Source organism: Anaerocolumna cellulosilytica (assembly GCF_014218335.1).
Taxonomy (GTDB): Bacteria; Bacillota; Clostridia; order Lachnospirales; family Lachnospiraceae; genus Anaerocolumna; species Anaerocolumna cellulosilytica.
In genome coordinates this window covers 1,731,416-1,756,600 of sequence record NZ_AP023367.1, presented here as the reverse complement: position 1 = coordinate 1,756,600, position 25,185 = coordinate 1,731,416, and the positions used below count along the sequence as shown (strand labels likewise).

General features: G+C 37.9%; 23 protein-coding genes. 7 read left to right on the top strand and 16 right to left on the bottom strand.

Features of this window, described 5'->3' with window-relative positions:
- Window positions 1–47: 47 nt before the first annotated feature.
- From acsn021_RS07610 to acsn021_RS07585, 6 genes are all read right to left on the bottom strand, one after another.
- Entirely contained in the window at window positions 48–1,133 is a 1,086-nt protein-coding gene (locus acsn021_RS07610; RefSeq protein ID WP_184093568.1) for an ABC transporter substrate-binding protein, read from the bottom strand.
- Window positions 1,134–1,266: 133 nt separating this feature from the next.
- A complete protein-coding gene (locus acsn021_RS07605) occupies window positions 1,267–2,700 on the bottom strand; it encodes a sensor histidine kinase (protein WP_184093567.1) in 1,434 nt (477 codons plus the stop codon).
- Entirely contained in the window at window positions 2,688–4,331 is a 1,644-nt protein-coding gene (locus acsn021_RS07600) for a response regulator transcription factor (RefSeq protein ID WP_184093566.1), read from the bottom strand. The genes acsn021_RS07605 and acsn021_RS07600 overlap by 13 nt, the downstream gene beginning before the upstream one ends.
- Before the next feature lie 124 nt (window positions 4,332–4,455).
- Window positions 4,456–5,298, bottom strand: coding sequence for a sugar phosphate isomerase/epimerase family protein (locus acsn021_RS07595; protein ID WP_184093565.1), 843 nt, complete (start codon window positions 5,296–5,298; stop codon window positions 4,456–4,458).
- Between the two features lie 59 nt (window positions 5,299–5,357).
- Window positions 5,358–6,365, bottom strand: coding sequence for a Gfo/Idh/MocA family protein (locus acsn021_RS07590; RefSeq protein ID WP_184093564.1), 1,008 nt, complete (start codon window positions 6,363–6,365; stop codon window positions 5,358–5,360).
- 104 nt (window positions 6,366–6,469) lie between these two features.
- A complete protein-coding gene (locus acsn021_RS07585) occupies window positions 6,470–7,636 on the bottom strand; it encodes a Gfo/Idh/MocA family protein (RefSeq protein WP_184093563.1) in 1,167 nt (388 codons plus the stop codon).
- Window positions 7,637–7,975: 339 nt separating this feature from the next.
- Between acsn021_RS07585 and acsn021_RS07580 the strand changes: the two genes are divergently transcribed.
- From acsn021_RS07580 to acsn021_RS07565, 4 genes are all read left to right on the top strand, one after another.
- Window positions 7,976–8,830 carry a helix-turn-helix transcriptional regulator gene (locus tag acsn021_RS07580; protein ID WP_184093562.1) on the top strand — a complete coding sequence of 285 codons (855 nt, stop codon included), beginning with the start codon at window positions 7,976–7,978 and terminating at the stop codon, window positions 8,828–8,830.
- A gap of 91 nt (window positions 8,831–8,921) precedes the next feature.
- The gene (locus tag acsn021_RS07575; RefSeq protein WP_184093561.1) at window positions 8,922–9,377 is read left to right on the top strand and encodes a MarR family winged helix-turn-helix transcriptional regulator; all 456 of its coding nucleotides are present in this window, start codon (window positions 8,922–8,924) and stop codon (window positions 9,375–9,377) included.
- A gap of 40 nt (window positions 9,378–9,417) precedes the next feature.
- Window positions 9,418–10,191, top strand: a complete 774-nt coding sequence (locus tag acsn021_RS07570; protein ID WP_184093560.1) for an SDR family NAD(P)-dependent oxidoreductase — start codon at window positions 9,418–9,420, stop codon at window positions 10,189–10,191.
- A 1-nt stretch (window position 10,192) separates the two neighbouring features.
- On the top strand, window positions 10,193–10,843 hold the full coding sequence (locus tag acsn021_RS07565) for an acetoacetate decarboxylase family protein (protein ID WP_184093559.1): 651 nt from the start codon (window positions 10,193–10,195) through the stop codon (window positions 10,841–10,843).
- A 54-nt stretch (window positions 10,844–10,897) separates the two neighbouring features.
- Here acsn021_RS07565 and acsn021_RS07560 read toward each other — a convergent pair whose 3' ends face one another.
- From acsn021_RS07560 to acsn021_RS07535, 6 genes are all read right to left on the bottom strand, one after another.
- Window positions 10,898–12,322: a 6-phospho-beta-glucosidase gene (locus tag acsn021_RS07560; protein ID WP_184093558.1), complete on the bottom strand. Its 1,425-nt coding sequence runs from the start codon at window positions 12,320–12,322 to the stop codon at window positions 10,898–10,900.
- A 36-nt stretch (window positions 12,323–12,358) separates the two neighbouring features.
- Complete coding sequence (locus acsn021_RS07555) at window positions 12,359–12,664, bottom strand: PTS lactose/cellobiose transporter subunit IIA (protein ID WP_184093557.1); 306 nt, start codon at window positions 12,662–12,664, stop codon at window positions 12,359–12,361.
- 16 nt (window positions 12,665–12,680) lie between these two features.
- Window positions 12,681–12,986: a PTS sugar transporter subunit IIB gene (locus acsn021_RS07550; protein WP_184093556.1), complete on the bottom strand. Its 306-nt coding sequence runs from the start codon at window positions 12,984–12,986 to the stop codon at window positions 12,681–12,683.
- A 131-nt stretch (window positions 12,987–13,117) separates the two neighbouring features.
- Window positions 13,118–14,410 (bottom strand): PTS sugar transporter subunit IIC, encoded by a 1,293-nt coding sequence (locus acsn021_RS07545; RefSeq protein ID WP_184093555.1) that lies wholly within the window; start codon window positions 14,408–14,410, stop codon window positions 13,118–13,120.
- A 566-nt stretch (window positions 14,411–14,976) separates the two neighbouring features.
- Window positions 14,977–17,676, bottom strand: coding sequence for a PRD domain-containing protein (locus acsn021_RS07540; RefSeq protein WP_184093554.1), 2,700 nt, complete (start codon window positions 17,674–17,676; stop codon window positions 14,977–14,979).
- A 270-nt stretch (window positions 17,677–17,946) separates the two neighbouring features.
- Window positions 17,947–18,585, bottom strand: coding sequence for a YitT family protein (locus tag acsn021_RS07535; RefSeq protein WP_408626148.1), 639 nt, complete (start codon window positions 18,583–18,585; stop codon window positions 17,947–17,949).
- A 198-nt stretch (window positions 18,586–18,783) separates the two neighbouring features.
- On the opposite strand from acsn021_RS07535, the gene acsn021_RS07530 reads away from it, so the two are divergent.
- Both acsn021_RS07530 and acsn021_RS07525 read left to right on the top strand, forming a co-directional pair.
- Window positions 18,784–19,659: a MerR family transcriptional regulator gene (locus acsn021_RS07530; RefSeq protein ID WP_243167906.1), complete on the top strand. Its 876-nt coding sequence runs from the start codon at window positions 18,784–18,786 to the stop codon at window positions 19,657–19,659.
- A gap of 53 nt (window positions 19,660–19,712) precedes the next feature.
- Entirely contained in the window at window positions 19,713–20,924 is a 1,212-nt protein-coding gene (locus acsn021_RS07525; RefSeq protein WP_184093553.1) for a GNAT family N-acetyltransferase, read from the top strand.
- Window positions 20,925–21,059: 135 nt separating this feature from the next.
- On the opposite strand, the gene acsn021_RS07520 is transcribed toward acsn021_RS07525, so the two are convergent.
- The 4 genes from acsn021_RS07520 to acsn021_RS07505 all read right to left on the bottom strand — a co-directional run bounded on the left by acsn021_RS07520 (window position 21,060) and on the right by acsn021_RS07505 (window position 24,935).
- Window positions 21,060–21,887, bottom strand: a complete 828-nt coding sequence (locus acsn021_RS07520; protein ID WP_184093552.1) for an SDR family NAD(P)-dependent oxidoreductase — start codon at window positions 21,885–21,887, stop codon at window positions 21,060–21,062.
- Between the two features lies 1 nt (window position 21,888).
- The gene (locus acsn021_RS07515; protein ID WP_184093551.1) at window positions 21,889–22,899 is read right to left on the bottom strand and encodes an NAD-dependent epimerase/dehydratase family protein; all 1,011 of its coding nucleotides are present in this window, start codon (window positions 22,897–22,899) and stop codon (window positions 21,889–21,891) included.
- A gap of 296 nt (window positions 22,900–23,195) precedes the next feature.
- Window positions 23,196–24,245, bottom strand: coding sequence for a HAMP domain-containing sensor histidine kinase (locus acsn021_RS07510; RefSeq protein WP_184093550.1), 1,050 nt, complete (start codon window positions 24,243–24,245; stop codon window positions 23,196–23,198).
- Window positions 24,246–24,260: 15 nt separating this feature from the next.
- Window positions 24,261–24,935 carry a response regulator transcription factor gene (locus acsn021_RS07505; RefSeq protein ID WP_184093549.1) on the bottom strand — a complete coding sequence of 225 codons (675 nt, stop codon included), beginning with the start codon at window positions 24,933–24,935 and terminating at the stop codon, window positions 24,261–24,263.
- Between the two features lie 98 nt (window positions 24,936–25,033).
- Between acsn021_RS07505 and acsn021_RS22990 the strand changes: the two genes are divergently transcribed.
- Window positions 25,034–25,162: a hypothetical protein gene (locus acsn021_RS22990; protein WP_279289761.1), complete on the top strand. Its 129-nt coding sequence runs from the start codon at window positions 25,034–25,036 to the stop codon at window positions 25,160–25,162.
- The last annotated feature ends 23 nt before the right edge of the window (window positions 25,163–25,185 follow it).

Here is a 25,185-nt window from a genome sequence, read left to right as displayed (position 1 = left end):
TCTATATCGCACCCTAACCTTATATTATTTTCACTTTAAACTTACGCTTAATACGCTCTGGATTCTATTACCTCTTTTGTAACCTTGGTTACAGGATATTCTGCACCATCTACGCTAATAACTGACACAGCTCCATCAAAGGAGAAGATACCTTCATCCACATATTCCTGTTTATTCACTGTCTCGCCTTTTTCCAGCGTCTGTATGATTTCCTGCACTCTTGGTCCATGAAGTGGGTTACATTCCGTATTACAAATAATCTTACCGTTTAAAGTTTCTGTTAAGCCTGCATTTGTACTATCAAAGGACATAACAATCATGTCACCGTCGGCCCCCACCTTATAGCCGGCAGCTTCAATGGCATCAATGGCTCCAAAAGCTTCATTGTCATTTTCACAATACACAACATCAATCTGATCCCCATATTGCTTTAATAAGGATTCCATGACTTCCTGACCTTTTGCTTGAGTAAACTCCCCGGAGACTTTAGCAAGCAGTGTCCAGTTACTGTGTTCTGAAACAGCGGCTTCCAGTCCGGCAGTACGCCCTATCTGGGCAGAGGCACCGATAGTCCCCTGAATATCAACGATATTTACAGGCTCTTCCCCTTTACCGGCTGCTTGTAGGTAAGCATAAAGCCAGGCGGCTGCCTTCTTTCCTTCCAGTTCAAAATTAGATCCAACCCAAGCTGTATATAAGCTGTCATCAGATACATTTACCATACGGTCAACAATAATTACCGGAACTCCTGCATCTTTTGCTTCCTGTAATACAGTATCCCACCCTGTTTCTGTAACAGGTGCTAAAACTATGTAATCAACTTCCTGCTGGATAAAATTTCGGATTGCTGCAATCTGATTTTCCTGTTTTTGCTGCGCATCATCAAAGATAAGCTCATATCCGTTTTCTTCACTAAAGGTAGACTTCATAGATTCTGTATTGGCAGTTCTCCAATCGGATTCCGCACCTACCTGTGAGAAGCCAACCGTTATTAAATCTCCGCTGCCGGTATCTGTTTTTGTGTCCTCTGTGCTACTTGTAGATTTCGAAGTATTCCCGCATGCCGTCAGGGTAAGCAGCATGCATACTGTCATAAAGGCAGCAAGTAACCTGAATTTGATTTTTGATTTCATAATATAACCTCCTCATTTTTTATTGGTAATTCATACTCCTAATTATATAAATTTATAACCAAACATCCATTTATTATCTTATCCATTGAGTTTGATAATTTATGGTCTTTTATTTTAGTTGAATTTCTTACGATTATAGTTGAAAATTTTCAGGTATTGTAACTGTAACCGTTGTACCAGTGCCGTAAGCTGATGCAATCTTTAGCCCAAAACTGTCTCCAAAATACAGTTTTATCCGCTCATGTACTGCGGTAAGTCCAAAGCCGTCATGTTTTGACCCTACAAGTCCTTCTTTTATTGTCCTAAGCTTGTCTGTATTTATTCCAATACCATTATCGGATACGGCCAAGATAATGTTTTTTTCCTGTTTATAACATTGAATGGTTATAGCACTCTTTCCTCTTTTTTCTTTTACCCCATGATATAGAGCATTCTCTGCTAATGGCTGTAAAGTAAGCTTAGGAACTTTAATCTGCTCTAATTCCTCCGGCAATGAAATATCATATTCTAAAATATCCTGGTACCGTACCGCCTGTATGTCAAGATAACTTTTGGTATGCATAATCTCTTCTTTTAGACTTATGATATCATTACCCTTTGACAATATAGTTCTGAAAAAAACGGATAAATTAGTAAGCATCGTTACTGCTGCTTCCTGCTGTACAGATTCTACCAGCCATACAATTGCATCCAGGGTATTGTATAAAAAATGAGGATTAATTTGAGCCTGTAGAAGCTGCAATTGCGTCTTGTGCTGTAGCTTTTCTTCCTCTTTTACATTTTCAAGTAAGATGCCAATTCTCATAGCCATATGCTGAATGCCTGTATTGAGCTGTGCAATCTCTATATAACTAGAATTCACTTCTGGAATAGAAAATTCACCTTGTCCCACTTGATTTACGTTATGACAGAGCTTACTTATGGGGACTGTTATGCTTTTTGAAAACCGGATTCCAAAGGTAAGCAAAAAAGATATAGAACCACATACAAATAAAAAAGCGAGTACTATAACTATTTTTATATCATGACGCATGTTCTCTTCCAATACTGCCATATATCCTGCCTCATAGTAGATATAATCTATCATTTTCCCCTGTATAAGCCGTGTCAAAACATAGATGTTATTTTCTAATTGCAGCTGCCTGCTATCATACTCTTTGGTTTCTGCTATCATATGCATTTTTTCCTGCAAGTTATTGCAATACTCCAAAATATTCTGCAGTGCCTTACGACTTTCCTTACAATCCGTTGTACGCTTTAATGATTCAGCCAATGCAATGGCATCCTTCACATCCGAAGTAGGGAGAGTTGTCTGCTGTTTGCTGCCAACGGTATAATGATACATTTTCAAATCAATTGCTCCCTTAAAATCCATATTGAATTTACTGCTGATAGTAACGTTGTGGGTGAGTTTAGCCACCTTATTTTCATAAAATCCAAATATAATCAGAGCTACCAGAATCCAAAAAATCAAGGGAAGAAGCATAATAAAAATAATTTTTCTTAATTTAATACTTAAGCTCACACTTTTTACTTTTTGATAATTATTAAACTTTAAAATTCCCATGGTATCCCTCCCTTTTTACTGCGGTAATCACTGGGCGTACATCCCTGGGTTTTCTTAAATAAAAAACTGAAATAGTGTGAATCTTTATAACCAACTTCTAAAGCGATTTCCCCGGAGCGCATATCTGTGCAGCGAAGCAGTTCCTTTGCCTTGTTCATGCGCAGTTCTGTCAGATATTCAATAAAAGTCTTCTTTTTCTCCTGACTGAATATGGCACTAAAGTGATTGGCACTGACATTGGCAGCACAAGCAACCTTATTCAGTGACAGGCTATCGTCCATGTAGTTCTTATGTATATAATCCGTTGCCACGTCAATTACACTCTTGTACCGGCTTCTGATGCTCTCTTCCCTGAGTCTGATGCCTTTTTTTAAAATATTTTTAATTAGTTCCATAGCATACTGTGGAGAAGTCACCACTTCTGAGCAAACCTCCGGTAAATAATAATCTAATTCCTCTTTAGAAAATCCTAGCTTCTGAATAAAGGAAACGGTGGAAAAGTGCACATTTAGCAGAATATACTGTCTGAAAATTCTAGACTTAACAGCCTCCTCTCCAATCATCTTAAAGTAATTCGTTACAAAATTATTCACTTCTTCCTCTAATGCATGACTTAGAAAGTCCAGAATAATTGCTGTATTAATAATACTGGAATCAATATTTTTTATATCCATCTCCTCCGATAAAGGTGTGTTGTCATTTTCATAATGAATATGTTCTGAATTTGTCCTGGATTTACTCAAAAATCTGGATGCAAATATACTCATAGCACATTGATAACAACTGGCAAGAGCACTGATCCGCTCTACAGACTGTCCGGTACAGATAAACCAATCCACCTGCTTACTGCCTGCCTTAAAAAATTCTTGCAGTGTATTTACACACTCTTTTGTCAGTCTGTTAATAGTCTCTCTCTTCCCTTTAATCAAAACTGCGTAGCTAAATGGCTGGTTACAAAAGAGTATATAATCCGGTCTGTTCGGAAATATCTGTTCCAAACGAATCTGTAAATCAGCAGTTTCCTGCGAATACGTATTATAAAATATCTGATCCTTTTCATTGGAATTCATCGAAAATAATACGATATTATAGCACTGTGCGGTTATGTCAATACGGAGTTTTTCCGCCTTTTCATAGATTATCCGTGTAGCAACATGCCCGGAAACCATGGCTTCGAATAAATCCCTTCTTGCATGCTGTTCAAACTCCTGCAATTCATTCCTAAATTTTTCATAATAACTTTTTTGTTCCAATTCTGCTTCTTGCTTTATTCGAATCTCCTTAAGCACCTCAATAAAACTCCCCCGACTAATTGGCTTAAGCAGATATCGCTCCACACCGAGAGAGATAGCCTGTCTTGCATATTCAAAATCATCGTAGCCGCTTATGATAACAATTTTCGTTTCCGGCAGCTCCTTTTTTACAAGCTTACTTAAAGCCAGCCCATCCATAAAGGGCATTTTAATATCCGTAATCAAAACATCCGGTTTTACCATACGAATAAGGGGAAGGGCAATCTCTCCGTCCGCCGCCTCGCCGGCAAGTTCATAGCCATGTTCCTGCCAGGGAATCATCTTTTGAATACTATTTCTAATTACAATTTCATCTTCTACCAAAAATACCTTAATCATAGTTTCCCCCATATCTTATCGTTGACGCTTAAAATCCCCATATGTATTGTAGTCACAACACTTATGAGGATTCTGAATGGTTTATTAAGTAATTTTATGGTAATATTTTATACTTTCTTCCAAATTAAATCAATATCTTTTTTAATGCTTCGTAGGCAATGGTAAAAGCTGCTTCGCCACTTGATATGTTCTTTGTCAACGGATTCTTTTCCAGATTCTTTAGTCCTGAAAAATCTGCCAAATGAGGCTCTAGACTTAAAAAGCCCTCATACCCCATCTTATCAAGCTTCTCTAAAATCTCTCTCACCATACCATCTCCTTCGCCGGCCGGTGTAACCTGACCGGTGGCAAATAAAGCATCTTTAATGTGGATGTATGCAATATAAGACTTTAACAGTTCATAGGCTTCTGATGTATCTTGCCCACACTGTACAAAATTAGCAAAATCAAAAGTACCTTTAAAATGCTCTCCGTAAAACCTGTCAAACAGCTGTTTACAACGAAAGGCTGTATCACCGTAGATATCTTTTTCATTCTCATGCAATAGAATTACACTTTCTTTCCGGGCATAACTTACCAAATGTTCCATTCTATCAAAAACTATATCCTGATATTTTTCTGGCTCTTCCTGATTAGGTATATAAAAACTGAACATGCGAATATTTGGAGTTTCCATAATTTTAGCAATTTCCACCACATTTTGATATACCTTAAAATGTGGTTCGAACTCTTCTGTTATAGATATCTTGCCAATAGGAGAGCCAAGCGCTGACACTTGTATTTTCTGCTCTGAAAGATACTCTTTCAATGCCTTTGCCTCTTCCTTAGTGTAAGATGCAATGCTTTTGCCGTTGGCACTGCGAAGTTCCAAAAAGTCAATTCCCAGTTCCTTTAACAACCTTACCTGTATCTTTATATCCGAATGGATTTCATCTGCAAATCCGGTAATTTGGGCATTCTTTAACATTTTTACTTCTCCTTTTCTTATCCACTATAATCTCAACTCTAACATAGCTACATGTAACCTTAGACTTCTTTCAGATTTATTTCCTTACCTGTATCAGCTGATTCATACATGCTAAGCATTAGCCTTATGGTATCCTTCATTTTGCTTAAACCAAGGGTAAACACTTCTTCTTTCTCCACACAATAATAAAAGTCCTTAATACAGTCAAAATGTCCGGCACCCCAGTAATGTTTTCCAAGACCTTCCCTGCTTTTTATATCGAGGGTTTCTACACTTTCGTCCTTATAATAATAGGTTACATAAGAATTCTCGATACGTATGGTTAGCTTTTCACAAACAATCTCAATCAGGGGCGGTGCATCCTCTACGTACGCCGTTGTTCCATAAAAACAGGCACTCCTTCCTCCTTCAAAACGTATAAAAGCCTCCATCATATCTTCCACTTCCACAGCTGCCTTTAAATGATGATTCGCTTTCACTGCGTCCACTAAAACTGGAGTTCCTAAAAAATAAGTAAGTAAATCAAGGGTATGAATGGACTGGTTAATAAGTGCTCCTCCGCCCTCTGTCTTAATACGTCCCCTCCAGTCACTCTGGGTATAATAACTACTGCTCCGGTTCCAAGTAACGATACCTCTTGCACCGTATATGTCTCCTGCCTTACCAGATTCCAGCAGTTCTTTCACCTGAATAACACTCGGATTATATCGGTTCTGGAAACAGAATCCCAACTGTTTTCCGGTTTGTACCTTTTCTAATTGCTCCAGCTGTTCCCTTACTATAACCGGAGGCTTCTCCATAAACACGTTAACACCACGTTCCAAAGCATACACCGCCATAGGTACATGCAGGTAATGGGGGGTGCAGATATGAAGAATATCTATTTTCTCTTTCTCAAGCATTTCCTCTAAGGACTGATAAGCCTTTCCATGATATAGGGCTGCATACTGTTCTGCTCTTGTCTCTACCGTATCTGCAAATGCGGAGAGTTTATGATTTGCTAACTTTTGTACACACTGCGCATGGACTTTTGCTATGGCTCCGCATCCGATGATTGCTGTATTCATACTTATCCCACCCTGTATCACAACTGCGATACTGCCACAATCAAAACAAGTTAAAATCTTGTCTTGGCATCCTTTCTATCAATCTAGCTCCTATTGCATGACTGTTACTTTGATCCGTAACTGCCGTCTAAATCAAAGGTAATTTCTTTAACTGTCTTTTTATATTTGGAGTCTTTACGACGTTTATTCAGCTCGCCCAGAAATAACTCCTCATCAAAGGGAAGCGTTACTGGTTTATTAAGCCAACTAGACAGATGCATGGCATTGGAGAGCATAAGTCCATGAATCCCTTCCACCCCCTCTGCAACAAGAGGTGTTCCATAAAGAATTCTATCAGCAAAAGCTCTCATTACTCCTATATGTTGTGGATTGCAGCCGTCAGTTATAAGCTCTATAAATTGTCCGTCAGGTTTTTTAAAGCCTTCTCTTGCAGCAAAACAGTATTCTCTCTCACTTACATCCAGCTTATATAAAGTCAGCTTATCTTCTTCGCAAACTAATTTTCCTTTCTCCAAGTCAATTTCAAACCGGTTCGTACCGGGAGCATCTGCTGTACTGGTAATAAATACTCCTGTCGCTCCGTTTGGATATTCCAGATAAGCTGTTACATCGTCCTCTACCTCAATATCGTGCCATTTACCGTTATGGCACACTGCCATGACTTTCTTTGGCATGCCGCATATCCATTGAAGTAAATCCAGATTGTGAGGGCATTGGTTTAGCAACACGCCTCCGCCTTCTCCTTCCCAGGTAGCCCTCCAGTCACCGGAATCATAGTAAGCTTGGGTACGGTACCAGTCCGTGATAATCCAGTTAACCCGTTTTATTGCACCTAACTCTCCCCCATGTACCAGTTCATGCATTTTTCTATATACATGATTCGTTCTTTGGTTAAACATCATGGCAAATACCAGATTATGCTTTTCTGCTGACTCATTCATTTCCCGTACCTGCTTGGTATAAACCCCCGCTGGTTTTTCACACAAAACATGGAGCCCCTGCTTAAACGCCTTTATTACCAGGCTTGGATGTTCATAATGAGGAGTAGCTACTAGTACTGCATCGCATAATCCAGATGCAATAAGTGCATCACCTTCTTCAAAGATGGCAACTTCCTTCGGCAAATTTTCCTTTGCCCAAGTTCTCCTTACTTCTCTTTTATCGGCAACTGCGGAAATTGTTATCAGCGGCACTTTTCCTTCTAAAATACTGTTACAGTGTCCGCTGCCCATATTCCCAATGCCGATAATGCCTAATTTTATATTTTTCATCTTTATCCCCATTTCATATCACAGATTTCCCGTGATACTGCCACAAATAGAATCCGTTGAAAGAATTGTTTTGTGGCAGCCTCTCTAACTTATATTTTCTTTCAACCTTCTATCATAATGCCGTATTTGGTAGTAGCTCATTGCATGTCACAAGCTAGTTTGCGGTATGCTTAAAACAAACATTCGTTAGATTGAGTTACAGGTTTCTCTAAATCCTATTATAGATTTTTTTTTATAGAAAGCGATTGCAAATACATTTCTTTATATTGCAAATATAGCGATATATCTATATACTAATAGAAATTACAATAGGTTACAATCTTATAAAAGAGGTCAACTATGAATATTATATCAAAACTTCAAAGTGACAGGGTTTCATTCGCTCATTCTGTCAGCGAAACTGCAACGAAAGAATATTACATCCATTGTCATAACATGTACGAAATTTACTTTTTTTTAGACGGTGATGCCGATTACCTGGTGGAAGACCGAGGCTACCATCTGACGCCGAACAGTCTTTTGCTTTTATCTCCCAATGTATTTCATGGGCTTAAAATTAATAGCGCTAAGCCTTATCAAAGATATGTTCTGCATTTTTATCCGGATGTCCTATCCCTTGAACGAAGACATGTTTTGCTCTCTGCCTTCCCCCCCATTGGCAGATATGATGGCAAGGAGATTTTCTATCCTTATTCAGAAGAATACCGTATCAACTCATTCTTTCAGTCCTTTGCTGAAGTTGCTAAGACAAGCCCTGAATTACAACAACAGCTGCTTCCGGTTTATGTTGAAGCCCTGTTGTCCCAAATTACTATAATGAGCCTGTCTCAATCAGCAGCAGAAGCTGATTATAACAGTTCCGAGACAGTATCCAAAATCATCTCTTATTTAAACAGTCATTTGACCGAACCATTTCGTCTCGACGCTATTGCAGAACGTTTTTTTATCAGCAAACATCACTTAAACAAAGTTTTTAAAAAAGCAACCGGAACCACGGTATATGATTATTTACTGTACAAACGCATAATTTATGCCCAGCAGCTAATCATAAATGGCAGCAATGCAGGTGAAGCTGCACTAGAAGCAGGTTTTTTGGACTACTCCTCGTTTTATCGTGCCTACACTAAATTCTTAGGCCACTCTCCTGCAAAGGGACTTGCATCGTTTCATACACCTCCAGATGTATTTTATTGATTTTCAGATTTTAGTTGCATTTTGCAACTAAATATGTTAATTTTAATATCAGAAACACATACTAAATAAATCTTATAAAAAGGAGGTCCCTATGAACAATACAATCGACCGGCAAACAGTTGATGCTGCACTCTTTGCATTTCTAAAAAGTATCTATCTCTTTGAAAAAAGAGAATTCGATTTATTTGGGATTGCCTGGGACGAAGTGTATCTTCTGCAACTATTGGTGCGATATCCAGGTATCTGCATCACACAACTTTCAGACAAACTATGTGTCAAAAAATTTGTTATCAGCAGAATGCTTACCAGACTGGAAAAGGCAGGTCTTACCTCCAGAGAAAGCGGACATACTGACAAAAGGATTGTAAATATATATATAACAAAAGCCGGCAAGTCAAAATTAGAAGATATAGAAGCTTATAATTATAAAACTGTATGCGCTCAATTTGACAAACTTTCAGAGAACAGCCTGCGCACACTTTTACATTCAATTTCAAACTTAGATGAATTGTTAAACTTAACTGATACAGAGACTATCATAGAATAAACTATTGTTAGTATCTAATGCGTTAAGAAAGGAAGGTACTATGAATCTGCGCAATAAAAAAGTGGTTGTTACCGGTGCTTCATCGGGTATCGGGTTTGAACTGGTGAAAAAGCTATTAGCTGAAAAATGCACTGTAGTCGCCGTTGTAAAGAATCATGAGCCTGTTAAACTAAAATCCCAAAGACTCCATGTTCTATCCTGTGATGTATCAAAGCCTGAGGAATTAGACAGATTGTTTGTAAATGCGTTGGCCATTATGGGTACGATTGACATCTTTGTGGCGAATGCAGGTTTTGCTTATTATGAAAAACTAGCAACGCCAGACTGGTCCCACCTAAGTACTATCTTTCAGACCAATACCTTAAGTGTTCTGTATTGCGCTCAAAAGATGAACGAAATTCATGAGCATATGCCCTATCAATTTATAACTACCGCCAGTGGTATGGCTCACCTTTCACTTCCCGGGTATGCCCTTTATAGCAGCACAAAAGCTGCGATTCGTGGTTTTGCAGATGCTTATCGCTACGAACTGGAAAGGGGGCAGATATTTCAGGTGGTTTATCCAATAGCAACCCGTACTGCCTTTTTTAAACAGGCTGGTAACAGTCCGGTTCCCCATCCCAGCCAAAGCTCTAAAGCAGTTGCCTCCTCTATTCTCAACGGAATAAAGAAAAAGAAAAACAGCATCTATACCTCAAGACTGTTTATTCTTACTTTAACAGTTGGCAGGCTTCTGCCTATAATTACCCGATTGTATACTTATGTTGAATATATGCGCTTTAAGAACTGGTTAAAAAAGAAAGGAGATATTTAATATGGAATTCTTTCCCGCACCCTGGAACCTAAACGGAAAGGGGTATATTTTTCTTTATAAATTTGACAAAGATTTTATAAAAAAGAATGCAAACGTACCAGCTTATTTAGAAAATAAGTTTGCAGGCGGCCTGGGCAGTGTTATGCTGGTTGACTACGCTTCTTCTAATGCAGGTCCTTACGGAGAACTTCTTTTTATTCCAGGAAAATTCAACCACCAGGGTAAAAAGCTGAACACCATAAGTAAAATTTATGTTTCTACTATGAAGAGTGTTGTGAACGGGAAAAAAAACTGGGGTATTAAAAAGGAACAGGCCGATTTCAAATTTAAAGCCATTCATAAAAACAAGGAGCGTATTAGAATCTCCGTGGCAGGTACCACAGCCGCTGATATTACCCTTAGTTCCTTTGGCCCCTCTTTTCCCATTACAACCCGCTTTCTTCCCTTCCCCCTCGTGCAGGAACAAAACGGCAAATATTACTACACCCGCTTTTTTGGCAACGGCAAAGGAAGACTTGCTAAAATAGATACGATAAAGATTAACGGCGACTTATTTCCTGACATTTCAGGTATTAAACCAATTGCAGTGATTAAGGCAGAACCTTTTGCCATAACCTTTCCCATAGCCAGGGTAAGCAGACACGACAGATAACAAAAAGCAGCCAAAATTCCGCTTTTTACCCGGTATAATGGCTGCTTTATCAATTTATTCCAAATCTTCTCCGTTGCTGGCAATTACTTTCTGATACCAATGAAAACTTTTCTTTTTGTATCTTTTAAGACTGCCGTTCCCCGCATTGTCTTTATCCACATAGACAAAACCATAACGCTTCTTCATCTCGCCAGTACCGGCACTGATTAAATCAATACAACCCCAAGGCGTATAACCCATAAGTTCAACACCATCTATAATCACCGCTTTTTTCATCTCCATAATATGATGCCTTAGATATTCAATGCGGTAATCATCCTGTATAGAACCATCCTCTTCCACTTTATCAATTGCCCCAAGACCATTTTCCACAATGAAAAGGGGGATTTGGTAACGGTCATATAGATTATTTAAGGCAATTCTAAGACCTACTGAGTCTATCTGCCATCCCCATTCTGAGGTTTCTAAATAGGGATTTGCGCCTCCTCTTACCATATTTCCACCCGCAGCGTCACCGCCTTTTTCCTTATCGGAACTTGCAACCAGAGACATATAATAACTAAAGCCTACGTAATCTACCGTTCCCTGCTTTAAAATTTCTGCATCTCCTGCTTCCATTGTTATGTTGATATTATTTCTTTCAAAATATTTTTTCATAAAGTTGGGATAAGCTCCTCTAACTTGAACATCTGAAAAATAATAATTTTTATTCATGGCTTCATTGGCAAGGAGTACATCCTCTGGATTACAGGTCATTGGATAAGTAAGGGGATACAATAGCATACAGCCGATTTTGAAATCCGGATTTATCTCGTGTCCCAGAGCAACTGCTTTTGCACTGGCTATGAATTGATGGTGGGCGGCCTGATAAATAACCTCTTCTTTTCGCTCCCCTGTCTCAAGCTTTATCCCTGCTGCTATAAAAGACTGGTATGCAATTACATTGATTTCATTAAACGTCATCCAGTACTTTACTTTATTTTGATAGCGTTCAAATATGACCTTGCAGAAATTTATATAAAATGCAATGAGTTTTCTATTCCTCCAGGCACCGTATTGCGTTACCAAATGATATGGCATTTCATAATGTGAAATTGTAACAACTGGCTCAATATTGTACTTTAAGCATTCATCAAACACAGCATCATAGAACTGTAAACCTTCTTCATTGGGTACTGCCTCATCGCCCTTAGGAAATATTCTTGACCAAGCAATAGAGGTTCTAAAACATTTAAAGCCCATTTCTGAAAGCAGCTTAATATCCTCTTTATATCTATGATAGAAATCAATCGCTTCATGGGAAGGATAATATATTCCTTCAACGATTCCATCGGTATATTCTCTTTTCTTATCAACTGCTCCGGCAGTGGCTACATCTGCCGTACTGATTCCTTTTCCACCGAAACCAAAGCCGCCTTCAATCTGATTTGCAGCAACCGCTCCACCCCAGAGAAAGCCTTCCGGAAACTTTCCTGTCATATCTATTCTCCTTTTTATCTATCGTAACATGAGCTGCTATTTCTTATTGTATAATTCAACAAGTTCCTGTGCAAATATTTCCAACACCTCTGCACTCATCATCTGGTCTTCTGCATGTACTAACAGAATGGAGAATTCTGTTTTACCTCCTGCCGCTTCTTTCTGAATCAAGGAAGCGTGTTTTAAGTGTCCGTCACGATAATGCTTTCTGCCTTCATCCAATAATTCGGCAGCTTTTTCAAAATCATCTTTTTTTGCCGCTTGTATTGCCTCTACATAACAGGAACGTGATGCCCCTACAGAGGATATAATTTCAAAGCAAAGTAATTCCAGTTCTTCCATCTATATACCCCTTTCGTTACTTCCCTAGTTTTTGTAATGCAAGATCTAATACCTTGCTTCCGTTCATGGTACCATAATCCATTATATCAATTACATCTACCGGCTTACTTTCCCCAACTTCATTCTTTATCTCATTTAAAGCAAATCGAATCTGAGGGCCTAATAAAATAATATCCGCTTTATCCATATGTGCCGGCAAGTCAACCTTTGACACAGCCCAAATTTCAGCTTCCATTCCCTTCTCTAAAGCAGCCGCCTGCATTTTCTTGACCAGAATACTGGTAGACATACCGTTGGAACAACATAATAATACATGTATCATTTTTCTTCTCTCCTTTTTCTTTTACCTGAACGTGTAAGACAATGCCTTGCCGGAATGTATTTTAATATATCTTCCGGCAGAGGAACCGTCTTATAACCTCCGGAAAACAGTTTTATTCGTTCGGTTCGTTTTTATACTGCCTGCGCAGTCTCTTCCTGCATTTCTTCTTTGACTGCCTGTTTATCTGCAAACTTAAAGAATGGATAGTATAAAATTGCCGTTGCGACAATGACGAGGCATACACCAAGTGATGCCCATACACCAGTCTGTATCAGTGCGGTTATAGGTGCAGGCATTGTCCAAGGCATTTTTATAGTCGGGTTATAGGTGCTGTATGCTCCCAATTTAACTAGCAATATGGCAATACCGCCATTTAAAAATGGAGTTGCTATCATAGGTATGATAAAAATAGGGTTGAAAATAATTGGCGTACCGAAAATTAACGGTTCATTAATATTAAATATGTTCGGTATAATTGCTAATTTTCCTAAGGCTTTAAAGCGTTTAGATTTTGAAAACAAGAACATATCAAAGGCCAACCCTAATGTACTGCCGGTACCACCAAGCATAATAAAGGTGTAAACTATAATAAAGGTTAAATAAGGCAATGGGCTTCCCTTCTGAAAAGCTTCAATATTACCTGTAATTACTGTTAATATTACCGGTGTATAAAAGGTAAGTACAGAGCCTGGATGAATACCGAAACACCAGAACAGATTTCCGATGGCATATACCATTATGAGGGAAATCGGAGAAGAACCTAATAACATAATAGGTTGTCCAACGGTGTTATTAATAAAGTCAAATATATTTCCGTATGGGGTATATCCAAAGGCGATACGAACACCAAATACTACAATGAACACAATCATCGCTATAAAAGTCGGGCTTAAGGACTTTGTTATCATCTCGGGAACACTATCCGGAAACTTTATCACAAAACCTTTTTTTTGCAAAAAACAGTACAAACATGGAATTAATATACCTACAATCATAGATACAAATATACCTGAACTGCCAAGGTACTTTAATTGCAGTACACTTAAGGAAGCACCATCAGCAAGTGCATAGGTTTGAGGCATAAGTATAATAAACGTACCAAGGGATAATACACCACCTGTAATTGCATCTTCACCCAAGAGTTTTGTATAATTATAAGCCACCAAAAATGCCAGGAACAGCCCCATAATTTGCGTCGTACCACCAATGATTGCCGTTGCATGGACATTGATTCCATGAGCTGCCAAAAAATTAGTCCAAGAAGCAATTGGGAAGTTTGCCAAGATTGCTACAATACTGGTACCTAAAGATAGTGGCATAGTAGCCATCATAGAACTAGTTAATGCCTTTATTATTTTATTTGAACTCATCTTGCCGGTAACCGGTACTACTTTTTGTTCAAAAAACTGTTTAAAATTTGACATAAGAATAAACCTCCTGTAGATATAATTTTTACTAAACCCACTTATTTTACAGAAAGAATATACAGTGACTGTCAGTAAATACCGTATTGGCCAACGTACGCCTTACTTAAAAGACTTAGCAGCAGATTCATAAAGTCAGCTTTTTCTTATACCTATTTATATTTTTGACTCTGTCGACTAGAATCAAAAAGACTCTTCTGGCTTATGCACTTTCATACTGCTTTTGAAGTATATTCTGTTGTATGAGAACCGGTATAAGTTTGCTCCTGAACTTCCAAAGAACAATATACACTTTATACTCTACCCCTACAATACACGATGTATCTACTTCTGTCAATAGTATAAAAAAAGCGTGAAACCCTTGATTTCAACGCTCTTTTATACACTTCTACATACCGTATATCCCTTTTCACTTTATACCTTTGCGAGTTTCCCCTTAGTGTTTATCCTCACACTCTTTTTTGAAATAGTGTCTCCACACACAAGGCTTATTTGCAACACTCTTTGTATGAAAATTATACACTAGAAATTCAAAAAATTTTATTTGTTTTTTTGTTATCTTTTTATTACGTGAGCTTTCCATCCTTTGAAAGCTTAATGATTGATAGTATATTTGCTATTTCGTTGTCATCAAACTCTAGCTCAAACTCATTTTCTACTTTTTTAAGACTTTGTTTTAACGTCCGGTACAGTTCTGTATTCTGAGTAATGACTTCTTTTTTATTCCGGTTGGCAGGTGTCTCATAGCCGCCTTTTAAGTGTTCCATACAGCAGGCTATGTGAATCATAAGTGCAAGCTCCTGTTCCTTTATCAAATAGCAGCCTGAATTTCCCTGAAATTCTTTTAAAACCAGCGGTAATAGGATGCGGAGTTTTTCAACATCTATCAGCTTTAATTCTTCCGATAGATGGTCAAAAATCACCTCAAAATAATCATCTGCTTTATTCTTAACAAGCTCTGTTTTATCATACAATTCTAAAACAGCCTTTAATTCCTTACAATCCTCTTGGAATACATCCGTTATAGATACAAATCGGATTCCGAATAATTGAGGATCATAACTACCCACCACACAGATAATATTGTGCTTTTCTTTTATCTTATTGACTTCCTCCAGCAGCAATTGGTGATTTGAAATGGCAAGAGCTATGATTTCAACATTCTTTGGCCGTATATGCTTCTCAATATACTTTTTTATCTGAACTGCTGCACCTTCACCGCTCATACAGAGGGTCAGCACTACATTCTTACTGTTAATCCTTAAACTCATATCTTCTTTGTGTTCAAGGATTCCCTGGTAACTTTCCAGCATATCCTTATAAATTTCTTCCACCGACATTCCGATCATGACTTTACGGCTGCAATCCAGTGCCAGCAGTGTTAAAGGTATTTCTAGCGTCTTGATTTCAACACCGGTTTCAGAAGCTATCATGTCAAACATGGTCTTAAAGGAGCCCATATCGTAAATCACAAAAATCCCTTTTCCCTTATGAATTTTAAGAACCAATTTCTTCAACTCTTCGTAAGCAGTATCTGTACTTTTATCCATAGGCATATCATAGGAATAAGCTGGGTAACCGCTCATAAAGTTTACCACTTCTACGATTGATCTGGCTGCGGCTTCTCCATGAAGTGCAATCAAAACCACCGGATGTAGGTTTGTCTCCTCTGCCATTGGCTCTTTTGTTAAAAACAGAGTTAGAAAGACCACCTCATCTATGGGCAGTTTAATCTTAAATTCCTGCTCCAATGCTCCAACGAACTTAAGACAATATCCATATTCACTGCCGTTGTTCTTAATAATCTCCATAATCTGTTCATTGCTTAACCGTTGTGATTTATTCTGCTTATTCAGTGTGGAATTCAAATGTAAACATAATCCATAAAAAACAGACACCGGATACACTTTATTAAATCTCCCCGTTGCTTCTTCCAAAAAGTCGCCTACCAATTCAATAATCCGCTTATTCACAAGTTGGGATAACTGTTCCTTATCTACAATCTGTTCTCCCAGTCTTTTGCTGTACTGTTTGAATTCATTTTCAATATCAACACTCAATATAAAGTTTATATCGTCTTCTTCAATCCCCCGTTCCTTAAGCTCATTGACCTTTTCATCTATCCAGTCATACATAGTCTTCTTTCTTCCATTACGTTCCAGATTAGGTGTAATTAAAGTTGCTTTTTCTTTAGAGAATGCATAACTGCAATCTTCTGACATCACTTCTTTGATTTCTGCCCTGTGGTTCTTAAGGTTTAAAAAGCCTGTCCGAACATAATATGGAAAGTCTGACATAAGCACCATAATTTCTTTTTTCTGAATGTGAAATTCTCTTGCATAAGCATTGGCACAGCTTAATTGAATGTCTCTTTTTAGCTGCTTAACATTATTCTCACATTGATAAAGTAGTAAACCTATCAAAATTTCAGGATTAATATGAATGGTTTTATTGCTTCGCTCCGCCTCAATCGTAAAAAAATGCTGTATCATCTGAAATCTTTCTTTAAAGGCTCTTAAGCTAAGAGGAGGTATCGTTATTTTAATAAAAAAATACTTGCTGTAATTCTCAATTACACTTCGGCTTACGGTATCATTCATAGCACATACTACAATTACATTCAATTCCTTTCTGACACCATTTAACTCTATCATATTACTTTCAACCATTCGTACCAAGCTGTTTCTGGCATGAGCGGGCAGTAACTCAATGTTGTCTATGAACAGCACGCCTCCTTCTGCCCTCTTTAATATATTCTCTCCCTCCGTTCCAAAAAGTTCCTTCTCCATCTGTCCTGTATTGTCACTATAATTTACACAATTAAAACGGACATACGGAGCATTCTCCTTTATAATCATATTTTCTTTGGCAAAGAGATACATAAGACTAGCAAAATAGCTTTTACCGGAACCGGCTGGACCTAATATTAAAGAATGTAAACTTCGTCTGGGATATAAAATGGCTGCCTTTGCAAGCTGTACAGCACTTTTAAGACTGCCATCACAACCAATCAACTGACTGAAACAAGATTGCTCCCCTTTTAGATGAACTGCATCAGGCTTCACCCTATACAGTACCGGTCTTCCATTTAATTTTTCAACCGTTCCTTCTTTCACCAATATATTCAACATACTGCTTATATTCGTTCTCTGCATTCCCAGCCGTTCAGAAATATACTGGGTAGATACTCCGCCCAACTCTTCTGCCGCCGCAGAATGAGTACACTTGTGAATAAATTCATAAATCAGAGTTTTATTGGATTTCATATCGAATACCTCCATAAATAATTTATACACTATATACATTAACTTTACAACACTAAATTTATTGCTTCTTTAAGGTTGATTTCTGTATGTAAAAAGAGAACTGTATTCCAGCGAAACAGCTTTAGCTATGTTCCGATTAGAATACAGTTCTTCCTAATGAATAGTATTATCTTACTATAACCCCACAAGCCCTGTCAAAAATCACAAATAAAAAGGAATAGGTATCGACATATACCTCTAATACAGGAATGTGACAAGTATCCCATCGATTCAATATTCTTCCGACTCCAGTATATCTTCATATAGCTCACAGGCTTCCTCCTGAATTTCTTTTACAGCATCCCGCTTACCTTTTCTTGAGACATTTTGAACAAAGTCAATTAGAAAAGAGGAAACTGTTACCGTAACCAGAGAATATGCTATGCGGTTCATCGGTATATAAGAAAGTGAAAATAATAAAACAGTAATATCCGTTGCCAGATATGCCCGGGCGATACGGCAGCGTGTTGACTTAGAAATTGCCAGTGCCAAGGCATCATCCCCTCCGCTGGAACCTCCCTGCCTAACCACAAGCCCTACTCCGATACCTACAAACATACCTCCTATTAACGCTGCTGCCAGTGGATAATTCGTAAGATTCGGCAAAATCGGAGGAAATTGTTCCCATAGTTTAAAAAAGCCAGCCAGGCTTAACGTGGATACAATGGATACTTTAATAAAATTCCCTCCCAGAAACTGAAAAGCAAACCCGTAACAAAGGATATCAAGTACCGGCGAAAGGATGGAGGGGGATATACCCGTCCAATGATTCAGCAGCAAAATCATGCCAATGACACCCCCTTCTGTAATATTTGTCTGCTGGTGTATATTGTATACCCCAAAAGAACTAATACCTAAACCAAGTAACATAAAGCATACTTTACTTGGTGTTAACAGCTCTTTATAGCTCTTAAGGAAATTTAAAAACATACGTTTCATCTTCATAAAATCTACCTTCCCATTTTTCATTCGTTAAGGTATGTCTAAAACGCCTTGCTTTTAACAAGCCATTCCAGACACACTCTAAATATTCATTGCGGTTTCATTTTAAACTCTGGTATAATACGAATGTCAAGTATTATTTTTAATTTGATTTTAAATTATTTAAAGGCTGGTATAATAGTTATGAAAGATTATTACAAAATCAATGAGATATCAAAGCTTTATGGAATCGGTACAGATTCTCTAAGATATTACGAAAAAGTCGGTGTATTAAAGCCGCGGCGTGACAAAAACGACTACAGGCTTTATAGCCTTAAGGATATCTATAAGTTAAATGTAATTCGCGATTTGCGCCAGTTGGGTTTCTCCATGCAGCAAATCAAGGAGTATCTGGATTGCCAGAGTATTGACAATACTTTGCAATTGCTGTTAAAGGAACAGGATGTAATTCATGCACAGATGAAAAAACTTCGTATTACGGAACAAATCCTACGACAGCGGATTCGTACCTTAACAAAATCTGCACAAACTCCTGACAGCTGCTTTACTGTTAAATCCTTTCCTGACCGTCCCTGTCTTCAGTTGAATACTCACATAACCCGGGATGAAGAAATGGACTTTGCTGTAAAGAAACTTCATAGAAAGCATGAACACAGGATTCACGATTTTGGGAATCAGTCTATTGGAGCTTATGTATCGGCGGAGGATTTGAAAAAGGGCATACTGGGGGTCTTTCACTCTGTATTTTTTATACTGGAAGAAAAAACAAAGGAGTATGACTTTATACTGCCGACAGGCGACTATCTTTCCTATACTTATCGTGGTGGTTATCATCAAAGTCCGGATCGTATATTGGAACTCCTGGCATACGCAAAAGAAACAGGCCGGCAGATCCTGGATGAACCTTTTGAACTTTACCTGATTGACAACCGGGATACGGTTCTGACAGAAGAATTCCTAACTGAAATTCAAGTCAGGGTTTCAAAGGATTCCCCTAAATAACTTTTATCTACGGCGGCCTTTTATTTTAAGCTTATCGGAATGGAGGTTTTATTATGAGAAAAAAAAGACAGTTAAAAATGAAGAAGGTTGGAATTGAACATCTAGAGCAGTATAATCAGCTTTTACGATATGTATTTCAAGTAACAGACAGGGAATTGCATGAAATCGGCTGGGAGGAAAAAGAATTTCTGCGTGACAAATCTCCTGTACTGGAACAGGCAGATGTACTGGGTTGGTTTGACGGCGATAAACTGGTATCCCAGGCAGCCGTTTACCCCTTTCAGGTTCGAATCTTTCAGACAACCTATGATATGGGCGGGCTTACCGGAGTTGGTACCTTTCCTGAATATTCAAACCAAGGATTAATGCATAAACTGTTGTATAAAGCACTGGAAAATATGAGAGAGAAAAAACAGTTGATTTCCTACCTGTTTCCCTATTCGATTCCTTATTACCGCCGAAAAGGCTGGGAAATTATTTCTGATAAAATAACCTATATCGTAAATGATTATCAGCTTCCTAAAAATAAACTGGTATCCGGTGAGGTCGAACGAGTTGCTGTAGAAAGTGATCAGGTTAAGAAAGCATACCACCGGTTTGCACTGCAAACCCACGGTGCTATGCTGCGGGACGACTTAGCCTGGAATGAATATTTCCGATGGGATATTGATGATTTGATGGCAGCTATATACTATAACGATGCTGGGGATCCTGACGGTTATGTTCTATACTGGATTGCAGATGAGGTATTTCACATTAAGGATATGGTATTTGTGAATGAAGAAGCCAGAAGCGGTCTCTGGAATTTTATAAGTGCACATTTTTCCATGATTTCTAAGGTGATTGGTAATATTTACACCGATGAACCTTTAGCCTTTTTACTGGAGGATGCAGATATTAAGGAAAATATTTCTCCTTATTTTATGGCACGAATTGTGGATCTGGAGCAGTTTATTGCCAAATATCCCTTTAAACCGGATACAGGACACAGGGAATGGACGTTTACGCTGGATGATCCTCTTCTCTCCTGGAACCAAGGAAGCTTTACTATGTATATCACGCCGGAAGGGAAAGGCGAGTTAATTCGGACTGCAAAACGCACCCAGGACAAGATTGATATTCAAACTATGACAACCATGTTATTGGGATATAAGCGGCCTGATTACCTTCATAAAATTGGACGCCTCCTATGTACTGCTGAAACAGTGGATATGTTAGAGGATGCAGTTGAACAGCAAACACCATATTTTTCTGATTATTTTTAGTCGTAATACTATCTCAATGCGGCTATGAAAATCCTCCAAAGTTCACTGCTGCTTTAAGATATTCAAGAAAGGATTTGGACTGTAAGCATGATACCTGAAAATGTGTCCTAACATTTTCAGGTTTCTTAATACTTTTCATTTTTTTCTTAACAAGGGATTTATTCCTGATGCTACCAATCCTCCATCGCACAAAATATCTACTCCGGTTAGATAACCTGCCTCATTACTGGAACAGAATGCAAATAAACCTGCAATTTCCTCAACATGTCCAAAACGCTTTAATGCACTGTACTTTGTATAAGTATCTGCCTCTTCTTTTTCAAGTTCTCCCATTGGTGTCTCAAAATTACCGGGAGAAATAGATATTACTCGTACTCCCTTCCTGCCAAACCTGGCAGCATCCTGTTTTGCAAACCAAATTACAAAATGTTTGGATATACCATATGCAACACCTTTTTGTACCTTCTTCGGAAAAATGTTCACCCTTTTCATAATCTTCTTTATAAAATAGGAGGGATTATCTATACTATATTTATAATTTCTTACAGGCATTACTATTTTAGGTGTTAAATAAGCTGACATAGAGGCTACGTCAATGATGCAAGACCCTTCTTCCATTACTTTATAAAAGGCGTTGTTCATATAAATGGTTCCCAAAGCATTTACCTCGACAATCGTTTTCGCCTCACCCATATGAGGAGACATCCCGGCTGCATGTATTACCGCAGCAACCCTGCCCTTGGCTTTTGCATAGGAAGCAAGTTTTTCCACACTTTTATAATCTGAAACATCACAAGGAAATGCCTCTGCTTCTATACCCTGCTGCCTTAACGCTTCTACCGCACTCTCTAACTTCATCACATTTCTTCCACAAATAATAATATAATAATTCTGTCCCATTAATCTGGCAGCAGCAAGCCCCATACCACTGCCTCCGCCTGTTATTACACAGATATCTCTCATTTTATATCTTACCTTCCTCCTTCAACCATTTCACTTCATCAGCAATTGTTTCTTGAAACGGTCTTACCTGATAACCCAATTCTTTCACGGCCTTCTCATAACTAAAATTATTATTTCGCGATAAATTATAAATAGCAAACTCTGTGAGCAGGGCTGGCTTTCCGTTAATTCTACTAATTACTGCCATTATTTTAGCCAAAATCTTTGCAACACCAACCGATAAAACTTTAGGTTTATACGTAAGCCCTGCTGCATGGTTCACAATATCAAACATTTCCTTCATGGATACCAGTTCATTGGCCATAATATAGCATTCTCCTCTGCCACCCTTATCGCAGCAAGCTATGACACCCTCTGCCAAATCTCTAACATCCACACTATTGAAAGTGCCTTCGATACCTGTATTCATCTCGCCGTTTGCATACTGTATGAGAAAGCTGCTGACAGGTCCATAAGCATAATCATTTGGTCCGCAAATTCCACTAGGATGAATAACAGAAGCATCCAATTGAGGATATTTTTTAACTGCATCAAGTACTAACTGGGTTGCTTCCGCTTTTGTAACTGAGTAATAACCTGTCACCACCTCCGGCTCAAAGTACTTCACTTCCTTAATTAGCTGATTTCCGGGTTTTTCCGGTATTGCTCCTGTGGAACTGATATAAACTAATTTCTTTACCTTATATTTTAGGCACATTGTTATTATGTTTTGAGTACCTTCCACATTCACCGCATATACCTTCGGATTAGGCTTTGGATTCAAGGTAACCATACTGGCACAGTGGATTACAATTATCTCTGTGCCTTCAGATACCGTAAAAAAACGCTCCATTGAAACACTATCTAACAAATCCCCCTCAATTATTTCTACTTCCTCAGGTATATACTTCATGGCGGGATCTCCCTTTAAAACCAATGCGCGTACCTGCTCTCCCTGCTCTATTAACTGGCGCGAAACATTGCTTCCCAATAAACCGGCCGCACCGGTTAACAAATATATTCTATGATTCATATAAATAAACACACCCTTTCTTATACCTGTAGACTTTATGTCTCAGTCATAATTTTATGCTATTGCTTTAACCTAATACTTAACTCTAAATGTAAATTTTTTGATACAAAAACTAATTATTGCTATTACCACTGCTACAAGTATTATTTTATGTTTCATTTGTTTACTCTCCTTATTCTTTTTCTTTATTATATAAAGGAAAGGTAACATAAAGGTAAACAAAAAATATTTTAAAAAAAGAATGAGAGACTGGAAAAATCCATGTCTTTCATTCTTTTTTCTATGATTCGTGCTTTTTATTGAATGGAGGTCTCCAAAACTTTGTAAGGTAATATTACAGAAAATGTACTGCCACGACCAGACACACTGGTAACCGAGATATCGCCTCCGCATAATTGAACGATTCTTTTTACAATGGAAAGTCCCAAACCAAACCCCTTAGTAGCATGAGAATCATCTCCCTGGTAGTACTTTTTAAATATATGCTTCATGGTTTCTTCATCCATACCAATACCTGTGTCAGTTACTTCTACCGTTATTTTTGCTCCAACTACAAACATGATAATAGTAATCTCTCCCTTAGGAGGTGTAAATTTTATGGCGTTATTTATCAGATTAATCCACAGCTGACACATAAGCTCGGAATTTCCGTAAAATTTAACGGAAGGTAACTCCATATTCAAGCATATCTGTTTTTTTTCTAGCTCTCTGAATAGTAATATGGTACATCTTTTTATTTGCTCATCTAAATCAAATTCACTCCGGTCTGTTATTACCTCTTGGGCATCCAGCTTAGATAGCAAAAGGGTATTCTGAGAAAGTCCTGCAAGCCTAGCCGACTCCTCTGCAATTATCTTAAGATACTCTTTCCTTTCCTCTTCGCTAACTTCACTTTCTATAAGAAGTTCTGCAAATCCCTGTATAGAGGTTATGGGTGTTTTAAATTCATGGGAAAAATCATTCATAAAATTTCGCATTTCTAATTTCGTATTCTTTAATTCTCTAACCATGCGGTTAAAGTTCTCATACATCGATTTGTATTCACCGGCATTTTTTAGATCAAGTTCAATATCCACGTCTCCTTCTGCAACCCTGTTAATACCGTCAACTATTTTACCCATCCTTAGTTTTAACGTTGTTGTAATTTTGTTCATGCAGATTCCCACTACCAACCCCATGAACGGAATCATTCCCAACATATAAATAGCATTATTACGATTCATATCAAGCTGTATAGAGGTAACAAGTCCAAATGCCATAACAGAACTTACCAGAATCACTATATAAAACCAGACTGCCCACCGGAAAGCACCAGTCTCTTTCTTACGCATTCTTTTTGTTTTCATTTCAACATTAAAACCTCAACTTTCAAGAATATCTGCTTTATATCCTAAGCCTCTGATGGTAACTATTTCAAATGCCTGACAACCCTCAAATTTATTGCGAAGCCGGTTTATATGAGTTTTTATCGTTGTCTCATCACTTTTGGTATCGTAACCCCAAATTTCATCTAATAACTGTGTTTTTGTAAAAATCATTCCTGGATAGGATAAAAGCTTATAAAGAAGTTCAAACTCTTTTCGCGCAAGGTCTATAGTTCTATCTCCCTTTATCACCGTATAGGCTGAAGAATCCAATACAACCTCTCCCACTTTTATTTTTCTTTCACTCGCAATATTAGCTCTTCTTAATAATGCCTTAATTCTCCAAAGCAATTCTTCATAGTTAATGGGCTTTGTTAGATAATCATCTGTCCCCGAAGCAAAGCCCATTTTTTTATCATCAAAAGTATGCATGGCCGTAAGCATAATAACAGGAATACTATTTTTTTCTTCCCGTAATCTTTTCACCAAGTCATAGCCATTCATAACAGGCATCTGAATATCCGCTATAATTAAATCAATATGCTTATTATCCAGTATATCCATAGCTTCCTTACCATTTTCCGCCTCTTCCACATTATAATATGGTTTCAGCCTGGCACCGGTAAGCCGTCTTGTATGCTTGTCATCCTCCACTATCAATATTGCTGCCATACAGACCCCTCCTCTCTCGAGATTTATGTTAACAAATATCAGTAAACACAATGTAAACTTTTTTATCCTTATTATACACAAAATGGCGGATAAAATCTATGTCAAATCCATTACCTGTTTTAGTGCATGTTGTATTACTCTTATCAACACAGGATTCATATAACAGAATTGGTGTGCCAAAAGACCTTGTCTTTCTTGTTGCTATGGCAATTGCACAGAGAAATTAATATTAATATAACAATTACAAAAA

Coding starts and splice junctions, on each gene's coding strand:
- acsn021_RS07610 (WP_184093568.1), bottom strand. CDS start 1,133: ATGAAATCAAAAATCAAATTCAGGTTACTTGCTGCCTTTATGACAGTA.
- acsn021_RS07605 (WP_184093567.1), bottom strand. CDS start 2,700: ATGGGAATTTTAAAGTTTAATAATTATCAAAAAGTAAAAAGTGTGAGC.
- acsn021_RS07600 (WP_184093566.1), bottom strand. CDS start 4,331: ATGATTAAGGTATTTTTGGTAGAAGATGAAATTGTAATTAGAAATAGT.
- acsn021_RS07595 (WP_184093565.1), bottom strand. CDS start 5,298: ATGTTAAAGAATGCCCAAATTACCGGATTTGCAGATGAAATCCATTCG.
- acsn021_RS07590 (WP_184093564.1), bottom strand. CDS start 6,365: ATGAATACAGCAATCATCGGATGCGGAGCCATAGCAAAAGTCCATGCG.
- acsn021_RS07585 (WP_184093563.1), bottom strand. CDS start 7,636: ATGAAAAATATAAAATTAGGCATTATCGGCATTGGGAATATGGGCAGC.
- acsn021_RS07580 (WP_184093562.1), top strand. CDS start 7,976: ATGAATATTATATCAAAACTTCAAAGTGACAGGGTTTCATTCGCTCAT.
- acsn021_RS07575 (WP_184093561.1), top strand. CDS start 8,922: ATGAACAATACAATCGACCGGCAAACAGTTGATGCTGCACTCTTTGCA.
- acsn021_RS07570 (WP_184093560.1), top strand. CDS start 9,418: ATGAATCTGCGCAATAAAAAAGTGGTTGTTACCGGTGCTTCATCGGGT.
- acsn021_RS07565 (WP_184093559.1), top strand. CDS start 10,193: ATGGAATTCTTTCCCGCACCCTGGAACCTAAACGGAAAGGGGTATATT.
- acsn021_RS07560 (WP_184093558.1), bottom strand. CDS start 12,322: ATGACAGGAAAGTTTCCGGAAGGCTTTCTCTGGGGTGGAGCGGTTGCT.
- acsn021_RS07555 (WP_184093557.1), bottom strand. CDS start 12,664: ATGGAAGAACTGGAATTACTTTGCTTTGAAATTATATCCTCTGTAGGG.
- acsn021_RS07550 (WP_184093556.1), bottom strand. CDS start 12,986: ATGATACATGTATTATTATGTTGTTCCAACGGTATGTCTACCAGTATT.
- acsn021_RS07545 (WP_184093555.1), bottom strand. CDS start 14,410: ATGTCAAATTTTAAACAGTTTTTTGAACAAAAAGTAGTACCGGTTACC.
- acsn021_RS07540 (WP_184093554.1), bottom strand. CDS start 17,676: ATGAAATCCAATAAAACTCTGATTTATGAATTTATTCACAAGTGTACT.
- acsn021_RS07535 (WP_408626148.1), bottom strand. CDS start 18,585: ATGTTACTTGGTTTAGGTATTAGTTCTTTTGGGGTATACAATATACAC.
- acsn021_RS07530 (WP_243167906.1), top strand. CDS start 18,784: ATGTCAAGTATTATTTTTAATTTGATTTTAAATTATTTAAAGGCTGGT.
- acsn021_RS07525 (WP_184093553.1), top strand. CDS start 19,713: ATGAGAAAAAAAAGACAGTTAAAAATGAAGAAGGTTGGAATTGAACAT.
- acsn021_RS07520 (WP_184093552.1), bottom strand. CDS start 21,887: ATGAGAGATATCTGTGTAATAACAGGCGGAGGCAGTGGTATGGGGCTT.
- acsn021_RS07515 (WP_184093551.1), bottom strand. CDS start 22,899: ATGAATCATAGAATATATTTGTTAACCGGTGCGGCCGGTTTATTGGGA.
- acsn021_RS07510 (WP_184093550.1), bottom strand. CDS start 24,245: ATGAAAACAAAAAGAATGCGTAAGAAAGAGACTGGTGCTTTCCGGTGG.
- acsn021_RS07505 (WP_184093549.1), bottom strand. CDS start 24,935: ATGGCAGCAATATTGATAGTGGAGGATGACAAGCATACAAGACGGCTT.
- acsn021_RS22990 (WP_279289761.1), top strand. CDS start 25,034: ATGTCAAATCCATTACCTGTTTTAGTGCATGTTGTATTACTCTTATCA.